Source organism: Citrobacter sp. CK199, assembly GCF_030333285.1.
Lineage (GTDB): Bacteria > Pseudomonadota > Gammaproteobacteria > Enterobacterales > Enterobacteriaceae > Citrobacter_B > Citrobacter_B koseri.
This window is the reverse complement of the sequence record NZ_JAOWGF010000008.1, coordinates 1-17,413: the sequence shown is the minus strand read 5'-3', so window position 1 is coordinate 17,413 and position 17,413 is coordinate 1. Positions and strand designations below refer to the sequence as shown.

The following is a 17,413-nucleotide window of genomic DNA, read 5'->3' as shown; positions in this document are numbered from 1 at the left end:
GCTTAACGTCTGTTTAACTGAAACGCCGCATTCTACACTACAACACTGAGGCGAGGAAATGTTCATACAGCAAGGATAGCGGGAACCGGAAACGGCATCGCTTTTCTGATGTAAAACGTCGTAAGGGAAGCATGATGCCCGATAGCGCGAGCTTATCGGGCCTGGAGAGTCTGCTTATCGTTCCCAGGCCGGATCAGGCGAAGCCGCCATCCGGCAAAAATATCACGGGTTCGTTTCGGAAGATGGTGTTTCAACGCGGACCAGACCGGGAGGAAGAGCAACGTTAAGAATGACCGGCTGCCAGGCCTCGCGTTCAGCCAGTTTACGCGAGTAGCCGCGCGCAATCAGAAAACCCCCGACGCCGCCCAGCACCGCGCCGCTCAACGCGGCAATATCAGAACCAAACAGTACCTGGAACAACGCCGCGAAGATAAACAGCCCAACCAGCGGCGACAGGTAAACCAGCATTGCTGACCCCAGCAGGCTGCCTTCGGCAATTCCCAGTTCCACTTTTTGACCAGGCGCCAGCGGTTCGGCACTTGGCACCACAATAGTATGTGTGGTCTGCGGCCCGAGTTTATTCAGCACACGACTGCCGCATCCGGCCCGTGAGGCGCAACTGCTGCACGATGCTTTGACGTCGCAACTCACCAGTGCCTGGCCATTTTGCCAGGAGACAACGGTCGCCCACTCTTTAATCATTGTGCCGCCCCGAACTTAATATTGTCCGCAATGCGTTTCGCGGTTTGCGGCGGAAGTTCGCCGACAATCGTAATTTCAGCGTTTTCACGCACGCTGGTGCTGACCGTTCTGCGCCCGGTTCGCAGCATCTGATCGGTGCTGTTCTGCGTCGCACGATTCACGTTCACAGAGAAACTGAACAGGCCGTCAGAATAAAGGCGTGACTCGATAGGCAAATTATCCATTGTAGGCAGCGGACGTCGGCTGCTGGAGACTTCGCTAAACCCTTGCGGCAACCACGTCGGGCTCCAGTTAAACTTCGCCTTTTCCCCCACAGGAACAGAGAGCAATGGCGGCAAATTCGCTTTCGCCAGCATCTGCATGCTATTACCAACGTCCTGATTCACAGTGAAGGAAATCACGCGGAACTGCTCCAGCGTTTCACCATCCCGGTCAAGGAGATCCACCCGCATCGGCAGCTTTGTTTCGGTATCCAGCCATACGATATAGCTATAACGGGTGCCGTCGCGCGCGACAACACGAATGACTTCACACAGCCTGTCGGCAATGCGGGTGCGGCCTACGGAAATAAAGTCATACCAGGGAGAAAGACGTTTAAAATCGGCATAGATAAGGGACGGCAGAGAATCGACAATATAGTCGCCGTTCAGGGTGAACGGTTCGAGCCCAGGTTCGAAGTAGCTGATTTCGTTACCACGCTGCACTACTTCCCGGCGCGGGCCATCCATTTGCAACAGTTGTGCAAGAGGACGATTGTCCAGGCGTGCATGTCGATAACGCAGAGACTCAACGCCTTGTTTATTGATGCTGACGAATGACAGCTCGTAATTCAGTGACTGGCTGGCCAGATTCATCTGCTGCAATAACGCCCCGGACGCAGTATTGGCCGAGGCGTTAACAGAGAAGAACAGGCTACCCGCCACAAGTGACATGGCAAACCAAAGTTGCTTCATTACTGCGATTGCGTTCCTAAAGTTTGAATTCCTGGCACCTGTACAGCGGCTTGCTGTGTTTGCGCCTGCTCAAACTGAAGCTGTTCGGAGTGCAGTCGGCGTTGCAGTTCGTAATCCTGCAACATGGCATTAATGCGACGACGCTGCTCCTGCACCTGCTGTTGCTGACCGCCGTTAGCCGTCGCGTCAGAAGGTACTCCCAGGCTCACCGGACTGGCTTTGCCCATCATCGGTAATGTATTGAATACCGGCGTTTCGGGCTGCTGGGACGTTTCAGATTGTCCATTATAGTGCTGGACGCCAACAATAACTGCAAGTGATACGCATGCAGCCACACCCATTTGAGTGAGCTGCGCCGCCCACGGACGCATTTTCTGCCAGAATGGCATTTTCTGCCACTGGTGCGGTGCGGGCTGGGCCTCAGGAATCAGCGGCACCGTCTGGCGTACCGGCTCATTTTCGATGGCGGCCATTACGCGGGCGGAAATATCGAAATGGAGAACGTCAGCGGTATCACCCCGCATGGAATCGCGGATCAGGTGATAACTCTCCCATGTTTTTTGCATTTCCGGGTCGTGAGCCAGTTCTTTCAGCAGCTCACTGTCCAGCGTTTCGCCATCCATTAAAGCGGAAAGTTTTTCTTTCTGCATGCCTAATACCTTTTCCAGTATCCCGCTATCGTCAACGCCTGATAAGCGGTTGAACTTTATTATCAATAGCTTCCCGCGCACGGAAGATACGTGAACGCACCGTACCCACCGGACAATCCATGATAGCGGCTATCTCTTCATAGCTCAGGCCATCCAGCTCCCGCAAGGTTATTGCCATGCGTAAATCCTCGGGGAGGGACTCAATAGTTCGGAAAACTATCTGTCTCAGCTCTTCTGACAACATTAAGTTCTCAGGGTTCGAAATTTCTTTCAATGCGCCGCCACTTTCGAAGTTTTCTGCGTCAATCGCATCAACATCGCTGGAAGGCGGCCTGCGTCCCTGAGCAACCAGGTAATTCTTCGCCGTATTGACGGCAATACGGTACAACCAGGTATAAAAAGCGCTATCCCCCCGGAAAGAATCCAGCGCGCGATAGGCCTTAATAAATGACTCTTGCACCACATCGGGAACATCGCCCGACGGTACATAGCGGGAAACCAGGCTCGCCACTTTATGCTGGTAGCGCACTACCAGTAAGTTAAAGGCTTTCTGATCTCCCTTCTGGACCCGTTCAACCAGGACCTGGTCCGTTAACTGCTCGCTCATCCGAGGTAAAGTCTCCCCAAACCAAATTTCCACGCGCTCTCGAAACGCCACTCCATAAACTGCACTATGAGCAAGCAACAGCTTAGAGTGTCTCTTTTTCGTAAAGTTCCGTTACGCATCTGTTTTTGTTTGTCATGTTGTAGACAGATCATTATCTCTCATTATAAGTCTACAGAGTCTGAACAACGCACTATCTGTATAGAAATGCCCTTTTAGCCGCTTGAAGAGTAACCCAACAGCCACTTTATTTCATCACATAATCTGGCGCTAACGGCCTGCTTCGCAAAATATTTTCTTTGTTTTACTTCCCCTTGAATTTTCCTTTAATGTTTAGCCATTGCAACACATTCAAAAATAAAACGTGCTGTATCGCGCAGTATGGTGCTATGCTGCCCAAACACTGTTTAGTAAATTAAACAAACGCTATGACTACGACTCCTGAACTTTCCTGTGACGTGCTGATTATTGGCAGCGGTGCTGCCGGACTCTCTCTGGCGCTGCGCCTGGCTGAAAAACATCAGGTGATTGTCCTGAGTAAAGGCCCGGTGAGCGAAGGCTCAACGTTTTATGCTCAGGGCGGTATTGCCGCCGTTTTCGACGAGACGGACAGTATCGATTCGCATGTTGAAGATACACTGATCGCCGGGGCCGGTATTTGCGATCGCCACGCGGTGGAGTTTGTCGCCAGCAATGCCCGCTCTTGCGTACAGTGGCTTATCGATCAGGGGGTATTATTTGACACCCAGGTGCAACCGAACGGGGAAGAGAGCTACCATCTGACCCGTGAAGGCGGCCATAGCCATCGCCGTATCCTGCATGCGGCTGACGCCACCGGCAAAGAAGTGGAAACTACCCTGGTCAGCAAGGCGCAGAACCATCCGAATATTCGCGTACTGGAGCGGAGTAACGCCGTCGATCTGATCATCTCCGATAAAATCGGCCTGCCAGGAACACGCCGCGTCGTCGGCGCCTGGATCTGGAATCGGAATAAAGAGTCGGTCGAAACATGCCACGCGAAGTCAGTCGTTCTGGCGACAGGCGGGGCATCGAAAGTGTATCAGTACACCACCAACCCGGATATCTCTTCCGGCGACGGTATCGCGATGGCCTGGCGCGCCGGGTGCCGCGTCGCGAATCTTGAATTTAATCAGTTCCACCCTACCGCGCTGTATCATCCTCAGGCACGAAACTTTCTGCTGACGGAAGCGCTGCGTGGCGAAGGGGCACATCTCAAGCGCCCGGACGGCACGCGCTTTATGCCTGATTTTGATGAGCGTGGCGAACTGGCTCCGCGCGATATCGTCGCTCGCGCCATTGACCACGAAATGAAGCGTCTCGGCGCAGACTGCATGTTCCTCGACATCAGCCATAAACCGGAAGCATTTGTCCGTCAACACTTCCCAATGATTTATGAAAAATTGCTGGGGTTGGGAATCGATCTGACTAAAGAGCCGGTTCCGGTCGTACCTGCCGCCCACTACACCTGCGGCGGCGTGATGGTCGACGATTTTGGCCGAACCGATGTGGACGGTCTGTATGCCATTGGCGAAGTAAGCTATACCGGCCTGCACGGCGCGAATCGCATGGCGTCCAATTCTCTGTTGGAGTGTCTGGTGTATGGCTGGTCAGCGGCAGAGGATATCGACAGACGTATGCCGTATGCCCGTAGCGTTAGTACGCTTCCGGCCTGGGATGAAAGTCGCGTTGAAAACCCGGATGAGCTGGTCGTAATCCAGCATAACTGGCATGAGCTACGTCTGTTTATGTGGGACTATGTCGGCATTGTGCGCACCACCAAACGTCTGGAGCGCGCCCTGCGACGCATTACGATGCTGCAACAGGAAATCGACGAATATTATGCTAACTTCCGCGTATCGAATAATCTGCTGGAGCTGCGCAACCTGGTGCAGGTCGCGGAACTGATTGTGCGCTGCGCGATGATGCGTAAAGAGAGCCGTGGCCTGCACTACACGCTGGATTACCCCGCATTGCTGCCGGAATCCGGCCCGTCGGTGCTTTCGCCGCTCAACGCTTACATGAACAAATAAAACGCCTGGGTCAGCGCCGTGTACCCTTCAGAGTAAAGCTGGTCTGGCCCACGAATCACCAGGCGATCGCTAAAGCATTCCCCCGTTCGCGGGGAAAATGCCAACAGTACCCGATGAGGCAATCGCGACTCCGTTTCGGCTACGTCGGTACGTAAACGCAAATGCCAGCCCATGCTTAACGCCTGCTGCGTGAAGGTGTTGCCAGTCTGTTCCGGCAGCACCACGCAGAAGAATCCCTCTTCCGTAATACATTCAGCCGCAGTGGTAAGTAATGCTTCGTGATCGAGCGTGGTGGTATAACGCGCCTGCTCTCGCTGTGGCGTTGCGCATTCCACCCCTTGTTCATAATAAGGCGGGTTACTGATGATAAGATCAAAGCGCGCGGTCTGGCGCGGCACCCACTGCCGGACATCTTCCGTATGCACCGTTATCCGCTGCGGCCACGGTGAGTGGGCGATATTCTCCTGCGCCTGCGTCGCCGCTTCGCTGTCCAGCTCAACGGCATCAATGGTGACGCTTTCGTCGGTACGCTGCGCCAACATCAGCGCCAGCAGACCGCTGCCGGTACCAATATCGAGGATCCGCGTTACGCCTGCGACTGGTGCCCATGCTCCCAATAAAATACCATCAGTACCGACTTTCATCGCGCAGCGATCGTGCGCCACGAAAAACTGCTTAAAGGTAAATCCATTACGACGAAGTGTGGATGTAGACTGGGACATGAAAGAACAACCTTCCTGGAAAAACGGCAATAGCGTAGGGTGAAAACAATACCTGAGAAGCGATATCCATACAAACAGATGAAGATTGCAGCCGTAACGTCTATAATCAGCGCCCCACACAGAGGTAGAACATGACTGTAACGACTTTTTCCGAACTTGAACTCGATGAAAGCCTGCTGGATGCCCTCCAGGATAAAGGCTTTACTCGCCCGACCGCCATTCAGGCTGCCGCCATTCCGCCTGCGCTCGATGGGCGTGATGTACTCGGTTCTGCGCCAACAGGCACCGGTAAAACGGCGGCATACCTGCTGCCAGCGTTGCAGCACCTGCTCGACTTCCCGCGTAAAAAATCCGGTCCGCCGCGTATTCTGATCCTTACGCCGACCCGCGAACTGGCGATGCAGGTTGCCGATCACGCCCGTGAACTGGCGAAACACACCCATCTGGATATTGCGACAATCACCGGCGGCGTGGCTTATATGAACCATGCCGAGGTGTTCAGCGAGAACCAGGATATTGTGGTCGCCACCACGGGTCGCCTGCTGCAATATATTAAAGAAGAAAACTTTGACTGCCGCGCGGTTGAAACGCTGATTCTTGATGAAGCCGACCGTATGCTGGACATGGGCTTCGCCCAGGATATCGAGCATATCGCAGGTGAAACCCGCTGGCGCAAACAGACCATGCTGTTCTCCGCTACGCTGGAAGGCGGCGCAATTAGCGATTTTGCTGAACGTCTGCTGGAAGATCCGGTCGAGGTCTCAGCGACCCCGTCTACCCGCGAACGCAAAAAGATTCATCAATGGTACTACCGTGCCGATGACATTCAGCACAAAACCGCTTTGCTGGTACACCTGTTAAAACAACCTGAAGCCACCCGCTCTATCGTCTTCGTGCGTAAACGTGAGCGTGTACATGAGCTGGCAGGCTGGCTGCGCGAAGCAGGCATCAATAACTGCTATCTCGAAGGCGAGATGGTACAGGGTAAGCGTAACGAAGCGATCAAACGTCTGACCGATGGCCGCGTGAACGTGCTGATCGCAACCGACGTCGCCGCTCGCGGGATTGATATCCCTGATGTAAGCCATGTTTTTAACTTCGATATGCCACGCAGCAGCGATACCTATCTGCACCGTATCGGCCGTACCGGACGTGCAGGGCGTAAAGGAACGGCGATTTCCCTGGTAGAAGCGCATGACCATCTGCTGCTGGGAAAAGTGGGTCGCTATATTGAAGAGACACTGAAAGCGCGCGTCATTGATGAATTGCGTCCAACCACTCGTGCGCCGAGCGAAAAACTGACCGGCAAGCCGTCCAAGAAAGTGCTGGCTAAACGTGCTGAGAAGAAAAAACAAGAAAAAGAGAAGCCGCGCGTGAAGAAACGTCACCGTGATACCAAAAACATTGGTAAACGCCGTAAGCCTGCTGGTACGGGTACGGACGCGCAGAAGCAGTCCAACGAAGAGTAAAAAAAACGCCGGGGCTAACCCGGCGTTTTTATGTTATCAGTCAGTCTTACAGGCTTTCAGTAAAGGTACGAGCGATAACGTCGCGCTGCTGTTCCGGCGTCAGGGAGTTAAAACGCACGGCATAGCCAGAAACACGGATGGTCAGCTGCGGATATTTTTCCGGGTGCTTAACGGCATCTTCCAGCGTTTCGCGACGCAGAACGTTAACGTTCAGGTGCTGACCGCCTTCAACGCGAACTTCCGGTTTTACTTCCATCGGAATTTCACGGTATTCGATTTCACCCAGTTTGTTCACTGCAACCACTTCATCTTCGGCAAAACCGGCTTTCGCTGCGATGCAACGTGCTTCGCCTTTTTCGCTGTCCAGCAACCAGAAAGAATTCAGCAGGTCGTCGTTAGCGGCTTTAGTAATCTGGATACCTGTAATCATGTGATGCCTCCCCGGCAAAAGTGTTTGATTATGATCGGCCTGTTCGCGGCCAATTGGTAAAACCATTGTTGCTTGAGTGTATATATACCCCTCACACACCCTTGATTCTTTGATTTAAATCAACAAAAACCACACCACAAAGAGGGTGTTGCATGGAATTTATTGTTTTACATCAACTTACGCCACGTCCACACATAAACTTTTTACATAAATTTTCAACTATCTTTAAGGGGTAGCCGGGTTTGTGACGCACGCGATTTTGCACCATAGAAAGAAGCAGTTAAGCTATGCAGATTGAAAAATTCGCAGGAGAGCGAGATGGCCACCGATTTAACCTGGCACGATGTGCTGGCAGATGAGAAGCAGCAGCCCTATTTTGTTAACACACTCCATACCGTTGCGGGCGAACGTCAGTCAGGAATGACTGTCTATCCTCCACAGAAGGATGTATTTAACGCGTTTCGCTTCACTGAACTCGGTGATGTCAAAGTGGTGATTCTGGGGCAAGACCCTTATCACGGCCCTGGGCAGGCGCATGGTCTGGCGTTTTCTGTTCGTCCGGGTATTGCCACACCGCCTTCTCTGCTGAACATGTATAAAGAACTGGAAACGTCCATACCGGGCTTTACCCGCCCGGCTCATGGGTATCTGGAGAGCTGGGCGCGTCAGGGGGTATTGTTATTAAATACCGTGCTGACCGTCCGCGCAGGCCAGGCGCATTCTCACGCCAGTCTGGGATGGGAAACCTTTACAGACAAAGTGATCAGCCTTGTTAACGAACATCGTGAAGGGGTCGTCTTTTTACTCTGGGGTTCGCACGCACAAAAGAAAGGGGCGATTATCGATCGCCAGCGCCATTACGTGTTGAGAGCGCCGCATCCGTCGCCGTTGTCGGCACATCGGGGATTCTTTGGCTGTAACCATTTTGTATTGGCGAATCAGTGGCTGGAGCAGCACGGCGAGAAGCCGATTGACTGGATGCCGGTATTACCGGCAGAGAGCGAATAAGTTTTTGCTTTGCGCCGGGTGGCGGCTTCGCCTTACCCGGCCTACGAATCATTACCGCAGACCCGGATAAGCACAGCGCCATCAGGCGCTTACGCCAAGTACCCGGCCCACGAATCATTACCGCAGGCCCGGATAAGCGCAGCGCCATCAGGCGCTTACGCCGAGTACCCGGCCTACGAATCATTGCCGTAGGCCTGATAAGCGCAGCGCCATCAGGCACTTACACCTGATTATGCTTTATTCTGACGCCACCATTCGCCCAGCAATACGCCGGTTGCGACAGAGACGTTGAGGTTTTCAACATTTCCGGTGCCATCAATTTTCACGCACAGATCGCCAGGTTCACGCGCGGCTTCCGGCAGGGACTCCAACTCACGCCCTAATACCAGCACCATTTTCGCTGGCAACGCCGTACTAAACAACGGCTTGCCCTGATCGCTGGACGTGGTGACGATCGTATAACCCGCCTGACGGAAATCATCCAGCACATCCACAATGCTGTCGCCCGTGATCGGCTGAACATGCTCCGCGCCGCCTTCTGCCGTACGGATCGCCGCACCGGATTCAAGAAGCGCCGCGTCCTGTACCACCACGCCTTTTACGCCAAAGTGCGCACAGCTACGCATCATGCCGCCAAGGTTGTGCGGGTTAGCCACATCTTCCAGCGCCAGCACGCAATCCTGCGCGTCCGCCTGGCTTACCCACTGCTTAACGGTCGTACCGTTACGCTTTTTAATCAGGAAACAAACGCCGCCGTGGTGCTCAGTTCCAGAGGCTTTCGCCAGTTCAGCTTCATCCACAACGTGGTACGCTTTGCGGTTAGCCGCCATCCAGCGTAACGCTTCTTTAAAGCGAGGGGTCACGCTCTGAATGAACCATGCGCGGACAATCGCATCCGGGCGACTCTGGAACAGGGCCTGACAGGCGTTTTCGCCGTAGACACGGGTCTCTTCCGCACGCTGACGACGTAAAACTTCAGGGTCGATAAAACTTTTACCGCTGATTCCACCGTGATCGGCTTTCTCAGGCGTGTCATCGCCTGGCGCACGGGAAACGGTACGCCACGGTGAGTCTTCACGCTTACGATCGCGAATCTGACCGCTTCTTTCATCACGAGCATCGCGGGCGGGGCGACGGCCACCGTCAGTACGAGACTTTCCTGGACGGCCTCCCCCTTTCCCGGTACGCGGGTTATGGGTGCGTTTATCAGAGTCATCATCACTGCGGACATACATCACTTTGACCTTGCCGCTTTTGTTCTTTAATTCATCGTTCATGCTTTTCTCCACCAGCGCTGCGCGAAGCGCGAAGATTACCCGATGTGCACCCGGTTAGCCATTATTTCATTTAAAAGCTAATGACTATTGTACTCATTGAATAAAACACATTGTTGTTTAAAACAGTCTCATCGATAATATGTAACATATTGGAAACATATCGGCGTGATTGCCGGAAAAGTCTACCCTACTCATCCAGAGGTTAGTTATGAATACCGTTTGTACCAGCTGCCAGGCAATCAACCGCATTCCCGATGATCGTATTCAGGATGCGGCAAAATGTGGACGCTGTGGTCACGACCTGTTCGATGGAGAGGTGATTAATGCGACCGGTGAAACGCTGGATAAGCTGCTGAAAGACGATCTCCCTGTGGTGGTCGATTTCTGGGCGCCGTGGTGCGGCCCATGCCGTAACTTTGCCCCGATTTTTGAAGATGTCGCGGAAGAGCGCAGCGGTAAGGTGCGTTTTGTGAAAGTTAACACAGAAGCGGAACGTGAACTCAGCGCCCGTTTCGGTATCCGCAGCATCCCGACCATCATGATCTTTAAGAACGGCGAAGTCATCGACATGTTAAATGGCGCAGTTCCTAAAGCGCCATTCGACAGCTGGCTGAACGAATCGCTGTAATCTCCACGGGGCGCATCTTGTGCCCCGTTTTCACCTCTGCGACAATAGCGTTTTTCACTGTATTCTTCCATGACTGATAACGCTGTTCTCCAGTTACGCGCCGAACGCCTCGCACGCGCCACGCGTCCTTTTCTTGCCAGAGGAAACCGCATTCGTCGCTGTCAGCGCTGTCTGCTCCCGTTGAAACTCTGCCTGTGCGATACGCTCTCGCCTTCTCAGGCGACAAGCCGTTTTTGTCTGGTGATGTTTGATACCGAGCCAATGAAACCCAGCAATACGGGGCGTCTGATTGCCGATATTCTGCCGGATACAACGGCCTTTCAATGGTCGCGTACCGAACCGCCGCAGGCGCTGCTCGATCTGGTTAACAACCCGGATTATCAGCCGATGGTCGTATTCCCCGCCTCCTATGCCGGGGAAGAACGCGAGGTCATTTTCACGCCACCAGCCGGAAAACCGCCGCTGTTTATCATGCTCGACGGCACCTGGCCGGAAGCGCGCAAAATGTTCCGTAAAAGCCCTTATCTCGATAACCTGCCGGTTATTTCCGTTGATTTATCGCGTCTTTCCGCCTATCACCTGCGAGAAGTTCATGCCGAAGGGCAGTATTGCACTGCCGAAGTGGCAATAGCACTGCTGGATCTGGCGGGCGACACGGCCACGGCAACCCATTTAGGCGATCACTTCTCACGCTTTAAAACGCGCTATCTGGCAGGAAAAACGCAACATCAGGGAAGCGTCACAACAGAAACAGCAGAAAGCGTTTAAAATCATTCGGTCACTTCTGCGTAAGGGAGACCGGCATGAGTCAGAGAGGACTGGAAGCACTACTGCGACCAAAATCGATAGCGGTGCTAGGGGCGTCGATGAAGCCCAATCGCGCAGGTTACCTGATGATGCGTAACCTGCTGGCAGGAGGCTTTAATGGCCCGGTATTACCTGTAACGCCCGCATGGAAAGCCGTCTTAGGCGTCCTGGCCTGGCCCGACGTCGCCAGTTTGCCTTTTACACCGGATCTCGCCGTTCTGTGCACCAACGCCAGCCGTAATATCGCGTTGCTGGAGGCGCTGGGGGAAAAAGGCTGTAAAACCTGCATTATTTTGTCGGCGCCCGCAGCGCAGCACGCTGAACTTCTGGCATGTGCCCAACGCTATAAAATGCGGCTACTCGGCCCAAATAGCCTGGGTTTACTCGCCCCCTGGCAAGGGCTTAACGCCAGCTTCTCTCCGGTTCCGATCAAGCGTGGAAAACTCGCTTTTATTTCGCAATCCGCCGCCGTCTCCAATACGATTCTCGACTGGGCGCAACAGCGGGAGATGGGCTTTTCTTATTTTATCGCGCTTGGCGACAGTCTGGACATTGATGTTGATGAACTGCTGGATTATCTGGCGCGCGACAGCAAAACCAGCGCCATTTTGCTCTATCTCGAACATCTGAGCGATGCGCGACGCTTTGTCTCCGCCGCCCGTAGCGCATCGCGAAATAAACCCATTCTGGTGATTAAAAGCGGTCGCAGCCCGGCGGCGCAACGTTTGTTAAATACCAGTGTCGGCATGGACCCGGCATGGGATGCCGCCATCCAGCGTGCGGGGCTTTTACGCGTGCAGGATACTCACGAACTCTTCTCGGCGGTCGAAACGCTGAGTCATATGCGGCCATTACGTGGCGACAGGTTGATGATCATCAGCAATGGCGCTGCGCCCGCCGCGCTGGCGCTGGATGAGCTGTGGTCGCGCAACGGCAAGCTCGCCACCCTGAGCGAAGAGACCCGACTTAAGCTAAGCGAAGCGCTACCTGCTCACGTCGATATCGCCAACCCGCTGGATTTGCGTGATGATGCCAGCTGTGAACACTACGTCAAAACGCTGAATATCTTACTCGCCAGCCAGGATTTTGATGCGCTGATGGTGATCCACTCACCCAGCGCCGCCGCACCTGGCACCGAGAGCGCGCACGCGCTCATTGAAGCGGTGAAACATCATCCCAGAGGGAAATTCGTCACCTTACTCACCAACTGGTGCGGCGAGTTTTCCTCTCAGGAAGCCCGCAAAATGTTCAGTGAAGCGGGATTACCTACCTATCGAACACCGGAAGGCACCATCACTGCCTTTATGCACATGGTGGAATACCGGCGTAACCAGAAGCAATTACGGGAAACCCCGGTGTTGCCAGGCAACCTGACCTCAGACACGGCTCAAGCGCATAACCTGTTACAGCAGGCGATTGCAGAGGGCGCAACGTCGCTGGATACCCATGAAGTTCAGCCTATCTTGCAGGCGTATGGGTTACACACGCTCCCCACCTGGATTGCTGGCGACAGCGCGGAAGCTGTGCATATCGCCGAGCAAATTGGCTACCCGGTAGCGTTAAAACTGCGTTCGCCGGATATTCCGCATAAATCGGAAGTTCAGGGGGTAATGCTCTATCTGCGCACGGCAACGGAAGTTCAGCAAGCCGCGAATGCCATTTTCGATCGTGTAAAAATGGCCTGGCCCCAGGCGCGCATTCATGGTCTGTTAGTCCAGAGTATGGCGAACCGTGCCGGCGCGCAGGAACTTCGCGTCGTCGTCGAACACGACCCGGTCTTTGGGCCGCTGATTATGCTTGGCGAAGGCGGCGTAGAGTGGCGACCCGAAGAGCAGGCCGTCGTCGCGCTGCCGCCGTTAAACATGAATCTGGCGCGCTATTTGGTTATTCAGGGAATCAAAAGTAAAAAAATTCGTGGCCGGAGCGCGCTACGCCCGCTGGATATCACAGGGTTAAGCCAGTTGCTGGTACAGGTCTCGAACCTGATTGTCGATTGCCCGGAAATTCAGCGTCTGGATATCCATCCCCTGCTGGCTTCTGCTGGCGAGTTTACCGCGCTGGACGTCACGCTGGATATCGCCCCTTATGATGGCGACAACGAGAGCCGACTCGCTATTCGCCCCTATCCGCAGCAGCTTGAAGAGTGGGTTGAGATGAAAAACGGCGAACGTTGCCTGTTTCGCCCTATCCTGCCGGAAGATGAGCCTTATCTACAGCAGTTCATTTCTCAGGTGACAAAAGAGGATTTGTATTACCGTTATTTTAGCGAGATCAATGAATTTACTCATGAAGATTTAGCCAACATGACGCAGATCGACTACGATCGGGAAATGGCATTTGTTGCCGTGCGCCGTATTGATCAAACTGAAGAGATCCTCGGGGTAACGCGCGCGATCTCCGACCCGGATAACATTGATGCGGAATTTGCCGTGCTGGTTCGCTCAGATCTCAAAGGGTTAGGATTAGGCCGGCGATTAATGGAAAAATTGATTGCTTATACCCGAGATCACGGACTGAGACGCCTGAATGGCATTACGATGCCAAACAATCGCGGCATGGTGGCACTGGCCCGAAAGCTCGGGTTTGATGTTGATATCCAGCTCGAAGAGGGGATTGTTGGGCTGACGCTGAATCTGGCCCAATACGAGGAATCGTGAGTAAGGTACTGGAAATGTTGACCACTTTAACGGGTACTGGTGTTATCATTGCTCGCTTATGTCGTCTGCATAGCACAGAGGACCCTTCAATGAACAGAGAAGAAATGCACTGTGATGTTGTCAAAATTTAAGCGTAATAAACATCAACAACACCTTGCCCAACTACCTAAGATCTCTCAGCCAGTTGATGATGTAGATTTCTTTTATGCTCCCGCTAATTTCAGGGAGACTCTGCTGGAGAAGATAGCCAGCGCGACGCAGCGTATTTGCATTATTGCCCTGTATCTTGAACAGGATGACGGCGGCAAGGGCATACTCGACGCGCTCTATGAGGCTAAACGGCAGCGTCCTGAGCTGGATGTTCGGGTACTTGTCGACTGGCATCGCGCTCAGCGTGGACGTATTGGCGCAGCCGCGTCTAATACCAACGCTGACTGGTATTGCCGAATGGCGCAAGAAAACCCAGGCATCGATATTCCTGTCTACGGCGTGCCGATTAACACGCGTGAAGCGCTTGGCGTACTGCATTTTAAAGGCTTTATCATTGATGATAGCGTCCTTTACAGCGGCGCTAGCCTGAACGACGTCTATCTGCATCAGCATGATAAATATCGTTATGATCGTTACCAGTTGATTCGTAATGCAAAGATGGCCGACATCATGTATGAGTGGGTCACGCAGAATCTGCTTAACGGTCGCGGCGTAAATCGCCTGGACAGTGCCCAACGTCCGAAAAGCCCGGAGATTAAAAACGACATTCGTTTGTATCGCCAGGAATTGCGCGATGCGTCATACCATTTCCAGGGCGATGCCGACAACGAGCAACTTTCCGTTACGCCACTGGTTGGGCTGGGAAAATCGAGCCTGCTGAACAAGACCATTTTCCATCTTATGCCCTGTGCAGAGCATAAGCTCACAATTTGCACACCTTATTTCAACTTGCCTGCGCTGCTGGTTCGCAACATCATCCAACTGCTGCGCGAAGGGAAAAAGGTTGAGATTATCGTGGGTGATAAAACCGCCAACGACTTTTATATCCCTGAGGATGAACCGTTTAAAATCATCGGCGCGCTTCCCTATCTCTACGAGATTAACCTACGTCGCTTCCTCAGCCGTTTACAGTATTACGTCAACACCGATCAGCTCGTAGTGCGTTTGTGGAAAGATGACGACAATACTTATCACCTGAAAGGAATGTGGGTTGATGATAAGTGGATGCTGCTCACCGGGAACAACCTTAACCCGCGAGCATGGCGTCTGGATCTGGAAAACGCAATTCTGATTCACGATCCAAAACAGGAACTTGCTCCCCAGAGAGAGAAAGAGCTGGAGCTTATCCGCACTCACACCACGGTTGTTAAGCATTACCGCGATCTACAAAGCATCGCTGACTATCCGGTCAAAGTCCGTAAGCTCATCCGCAGACTCCGTCGTATTCGAATCGACAGATTAATCAGCCGTATTCTGTAAATCAAAAAGCCCCGTCCCTGCGACGGGGCTTTTCCTGTGAGGGTCACGGTGCGTTTCCTTATACTTTTTAGCATGTTGTTGCTCTCAGGCTGTAGCCATATGTCCAATGACAGCTGGAGCGGGCAGGATAAAGCGCAACACTTCATTGCATCAGCCATGCTTTCCGCCGCCGGGAATGAGTATGCCCGGCATCAGGGAATGAGCCACGATCGCAGTGCAACCGTTGGGCTGCTGTTCTCCATTAGTCTCGGTGCGTCAAAAGAGATGTGGGACAGCCGCCCCGGAGGGAGCGGCTGGAGCTGGAAAGATTTCGCCTGGGATGTCGCAGGCGCAACCACAGGTTACGCCGTCTGGCAAATGGCGCGGAACTAGAGACGTAACCCTTTTCCCTTGCGGTGCAGCATCAGCGACACCAAAAATGCCACGATAGCCATAATGGTCACATACCAGAAGAATGATGTCTCCATACCAACGGACTTCAGAGACAGCGCAACATATTCCGCAGAGCCGCCGAACAGCGCATTCGCCACCGCATAGGAAAGCCCTACCCCCAACGCCCGCACCTGGGCAGGAAACATTTCCGCCTTCAGGATCCCACTGATTGAGGTGTAGAAACTCACGATCAACAAGGCGCACATCACCAATCCAAAGGCTGCATAAGGTGAAGTGACATTCTGTAATGCTGACAGAATAGGTACGGTGAATAGCGCAGCCAGAGCGCCAAAGCAGAGCATTGATGTCCGTCGGCCGATTTTATCTGAGAGAGCGCCAAACAGGGGTTGAATTAGCATGTAGACAAACAGCGCCGCCGTCATGATTCCGCTGGCGACATTGGCATGCATACCGGCGGTATTCACCAGATACTTCTGCATATAGGTTGTGAAGGTATAGAAACACAGCGAACCCGCAGCGGTAAATCCCAGTACCATGATAAACGCTTTACGGTTACGCCATAGTCCTTTGAGCGATCCAGCCTCTTTCAGCGCGCGGGTTTCTTGTTTTGAGGTTTCATCCAACTGTCGACGCAACCAAAGCGCGACAACGGCCAGTACGGCGCCCAATGCAAAAGGAATACGCCATCCCCATTCTCTGAGGGAAGATTCCTCCAGCGTTTGCTGCAAGATAACCACAACCAGCAGTGCCAGTAACTGACCGCCGATCAGAGTGACATACTGGAACGATGCGTAAAAACCTTTGCGGCCTTCAACAGCTACCTCACTCATATAGGTCGCACTGGTTCCGTATTCTCCTCCAACAGACAGCCCCTGAAACAGACGAGCCAACAGCAGAAGAGCCGGAGCCCAGGTGCCGATCGTGGCATACCCCGGCAGGCAGGCAATGACTAACGAGCCCATACACATCATGCAAACAGAGAGAAGCATTGATTTCTTACGACCATGCTTATCGGCAATCCGACCAAAAAGCCAGCCGCCAATGGGACGCATCAGGAAGCCTGCGGCGAAAACCCCGGCTGTCTGTAAAAGCTGAGTGGTGGTATTTCCCGAAGGAAAAAAGATGTGCGCAAAGTAGAGAGAGCAGAAGGAATAGACATAGAAATCAAACCACTCGACCAGATTCCCTGATGATGCCCCCACAATTGCCCATACGCGACGACGGGTGTCACTGCTTGCCAGCGACCCGTTTACAGTTACACTGCTTTCAGTCATTAGAAATATACTCCCGCCAAAGATCCACCCGAGCTCGTCGGTACTTTTCACTGTCTTTTTTAGTAAATGAAATGTTATATAATTGTTATTATTTATTTTGTGACAGAGATCGATATTTTAGTTAGCAGGAAAACGATTTAGGAGTATACGGAGGGAATAGTCATCCGGCAGAACAGCGCATATATGCCGGGCGCATGAACGCAAAAAGGCTCAGTCTTTCGACTGAGCCTTCTGCTTTATTTGATGCCTGGCAGTTCCCTACTCTCGCATGGGGAGACCCCACACTACCATCGGCGCTACGGCGTTTCACTTCTGAGT

General features: G+C 53.2%; 17 protein-coding genes and 1 rRNA gene. 8 read left to right on the top strand and 10 right to left on the bottom strand.

Annotated elements, in window-relative coordinates; translation table 11 throughout:
• Positions 1-222: 222 nt before the first annotated feature.
• The 5 genes from rseC to rseD are packed head-to-tail and all read right to left on the bottom strand — an operon-like array spanning position 223 to position 3,064.
• Positions 223-702: a SoxR-reducing system protein RseC gene (gene rseC, locus OGX75_RS00120; protein WP_012131211.1), complete on the bottom strand. Its 480-nt coding sequence runs from the start codon at positions 700-702 to the stop codon at positions 223-225.
• On the bottom strand, positions 699-1,655 hold the full coding sequence (rseB, locus tag OGX75_RS00115) for a sigma-E factor regulatory protein RseB (protein WP_047461939.1): 957 nt from the start codon (positions 1,653-1,655) through the stop codon (positions 699-701). The genes rseC and rseB overlap by 4 nt, the downstream gene beginning before the upstream one ends.
• Positions 1,655-2,305 (bottom strand): anti-sigma-E factor RseA, encoded by a 651-nt coding sequence (gene rseA / locus OGX75_RS00110; RefSeq protein ID WP_275055598.1) that lies wholly within the window; start codon positions 2,303-2,305, stop codon positions 1,655-1,657. Before rseA ends, rseB begins: the two co-directional genes overlap by 1 nt.
• 31 nt (positions 2,306-2,336) lie before the next feature.
• Positions 2,337-2,912: an RNA polymerase sigma factor RpoE gene (rpoE, locus tag OGX75_RS00105; RefSeq protein ID WP_006176728.1), complete on the bottom strand. Its 576-nt coding sequence runs from the start codon at positions 2,910-2,912 to the stop codon at positions 2,337-2,339.
• Positions 2,909-3,064, bottom strand: coding sequence for a rpoE leader peptide RseD (rseD, locus tag OGX75_RS00100; protein WP_123907454.1), 156 nt, complete (start codon positions 3,062-3,064; stop codon positions 2,909-2,911). Before rseD ends, rpoE begins: the two co-directional genes overlap by 4 nt.
• Positions 3,065-3,337: 273 nt before the next feature.
• On the opposite strand from rseD, the gene nadB reads away from it, so the two are divergent.
• Entirely contained in the window at positions 3,338-4,960 is a 1,623-nt protein-coding gene (gene nadB / locus OGX75_RS00095) for an L-aspartate oxidase (RefSeq protein WP_049009471.1), read from the top strand.
• Here the strand turns inward: nadB and trmN are convergent.
• Positions 4,945-5,682, bottom strand: a complete 738-nt coding sequence (gene trmN / locus OGX75_RS00090; RefSeq protein ID WP_024130106.1) for a tRNA(1)(Val) (adenine(37)-N(6))-methyltransferase TrmN — start codon at positions 5,680-5,682, stop codon at positions 4,945-4,947. The genes nadB and trmN overlap by 16 nt on opposite strands.
• 131 nt (positions 5,683-5,813) lie before the next feature.
• Here trmN and srmB point away from each other — a divergent pair, with 131 nt between their 5' ends.
• Positions 5,814-7,151 (top strand): ATP-dependent RNA helicase SrmB, encoded by a 1,338-nt coding sequence (srmB, locus tag OGX75_RS00085; protein WP_286450850.1) that lies wholly within the window; start codon positions 5,814-5,816, stop codon positions 7,149-7,151.
• A 46-nt stretch (positions 7,152-7,197) separates the two neighbouring features.
• Here the strand turns inward: srmB and grcA are convergent, their stop codons facing one another.
• On the bottom strand, positions 7,198-7,581 hold the full coding sequence (gene grcA, locus OGX75_RS00080; RefSeq protein WP_012131205.1) for an autonomous glycyl radical cofactor GrcA: 384 nt from the start codon (positions 7,579-7,581) through the stop codon (positions 7,198-7,200).
• Positions 7,582-7,899: 318 nt separating this feature from the next.
• Between grcA and ung the strand changes: the two genes are divergently transcribed.
• On the top strand, positions 7,900-8,589 hold the full coding sequence (gene ung, locus OGX75_RS00075) for a uracil-DNA glycosylase (RefSeq protein WP_047461918.1): 690 nt from the start codon (positions 7,900-7,902) through the stop codon (positions 8,587-8,589).
• Positions 8,590-8,819: 230 nt separating this feature from the next.
• On the opposite strand, the gene OGX75_RS00070 is transcribed toward ung, so the two are convergent.
• Positions 8,820-9,866, bottom strand: a complete 1,047-nt coding sequence (locus OGX75_RS00070) for a tRNA/rRNA methyltransferase (RefSeq protein WP_012131203.1) — start codon at positions 9,864-9,866, stop codon at positions 8,820-8,822.
• Between the two features lie 208 nt (positions 9,867-10,074).
• On the opposite strand from OGX75_RS00070, the gene trxC reads away from it, so the two are divergent.
• From trxC to OGX75_RS00040, 5 genes are all read left to right on the top strand, one after another.
• Positions 10,075-10,494, top strand: a complete 420-nt coding sequence (gene trxC / locus OGX75_RS00065; RefSeq protein WP_047461913.1) for a thioredoxin TrxC — start codon at positions 10,075-10,077, stop codon at positions 10,492-10,494.
• Between the two features lie 69 nt (positions 10,495-10,563).
• Complete coding sequence (tapT, locus tag OGX75_RS00060; protein WP_286450849.1) at positions 10,564-11,262, top strand: tRNA-uridine aminocarboxypropyltransferase; 699 nt, start codon at positions 10,564-10,566, stop codon at positions 11,260-11,262.
• A 35-nt stretch (positions 11,263-11,297) separates the two neighbouring features.
• Positions 11,298-13,958, top strand: coding sequence for a bifunctional acetate--CoA ligase family protein/GNAT family N-acetyltransferase (locus tag OGX75_RS00055; RefSeq protein WP_047461908.1), 2,661 nt, complete (start codon positions 11,298-11,300; stop codon positions 13,956-13,958).
• A 114-nt stretch (positions 13,959-14,072) separates the two neighbouring features.
• Positions 14,073-15,428 carry a CDP-diacylglycerol--serine O-phosphatidyltransferase gene (gene pssA, locus OGX75_RS00045; protein ID WP_012131199.1) on the top strand — a complete coding sequence of 452 codons (1,356 nt, stop codon included), beginning with the start codon at positions 14,073-14,075 and terminating at the stop codon, positions 15,426-15,428.
• Positions 15,429-15,476: 48 nt separating this feature from the next.
• Entirely contained in the window at positions 15,477-15,800 is a 324-nt protein-coding gene (locus tag OGX75_RS00040; protein WP_058669113.1) for a YfiM family lipoprotein, read from the top strand.
• Here OGX75_RS00040 and OGX75_RS00035 read toward each other — a convergent pair.
• Entirely contained in the window at positions 15,797-17,095 is a 1,299-nt protein-coding gene (locus OGX75_RS00035) for an MFS transporter (protein WP_047461905.1), read from the bottom strand. The genes OGX75_RS00040 and OGX75_RS00035 overlap by 4 nt on opposite strands.
• 245 nt (positions 17,096-17,340) lie before the next feature.
• Positions 17,341-17,413, bottom strand: a 5S ribosomal RNA gene (gene rrf / locus OGX75_RS21240); the annotation flags it as partial.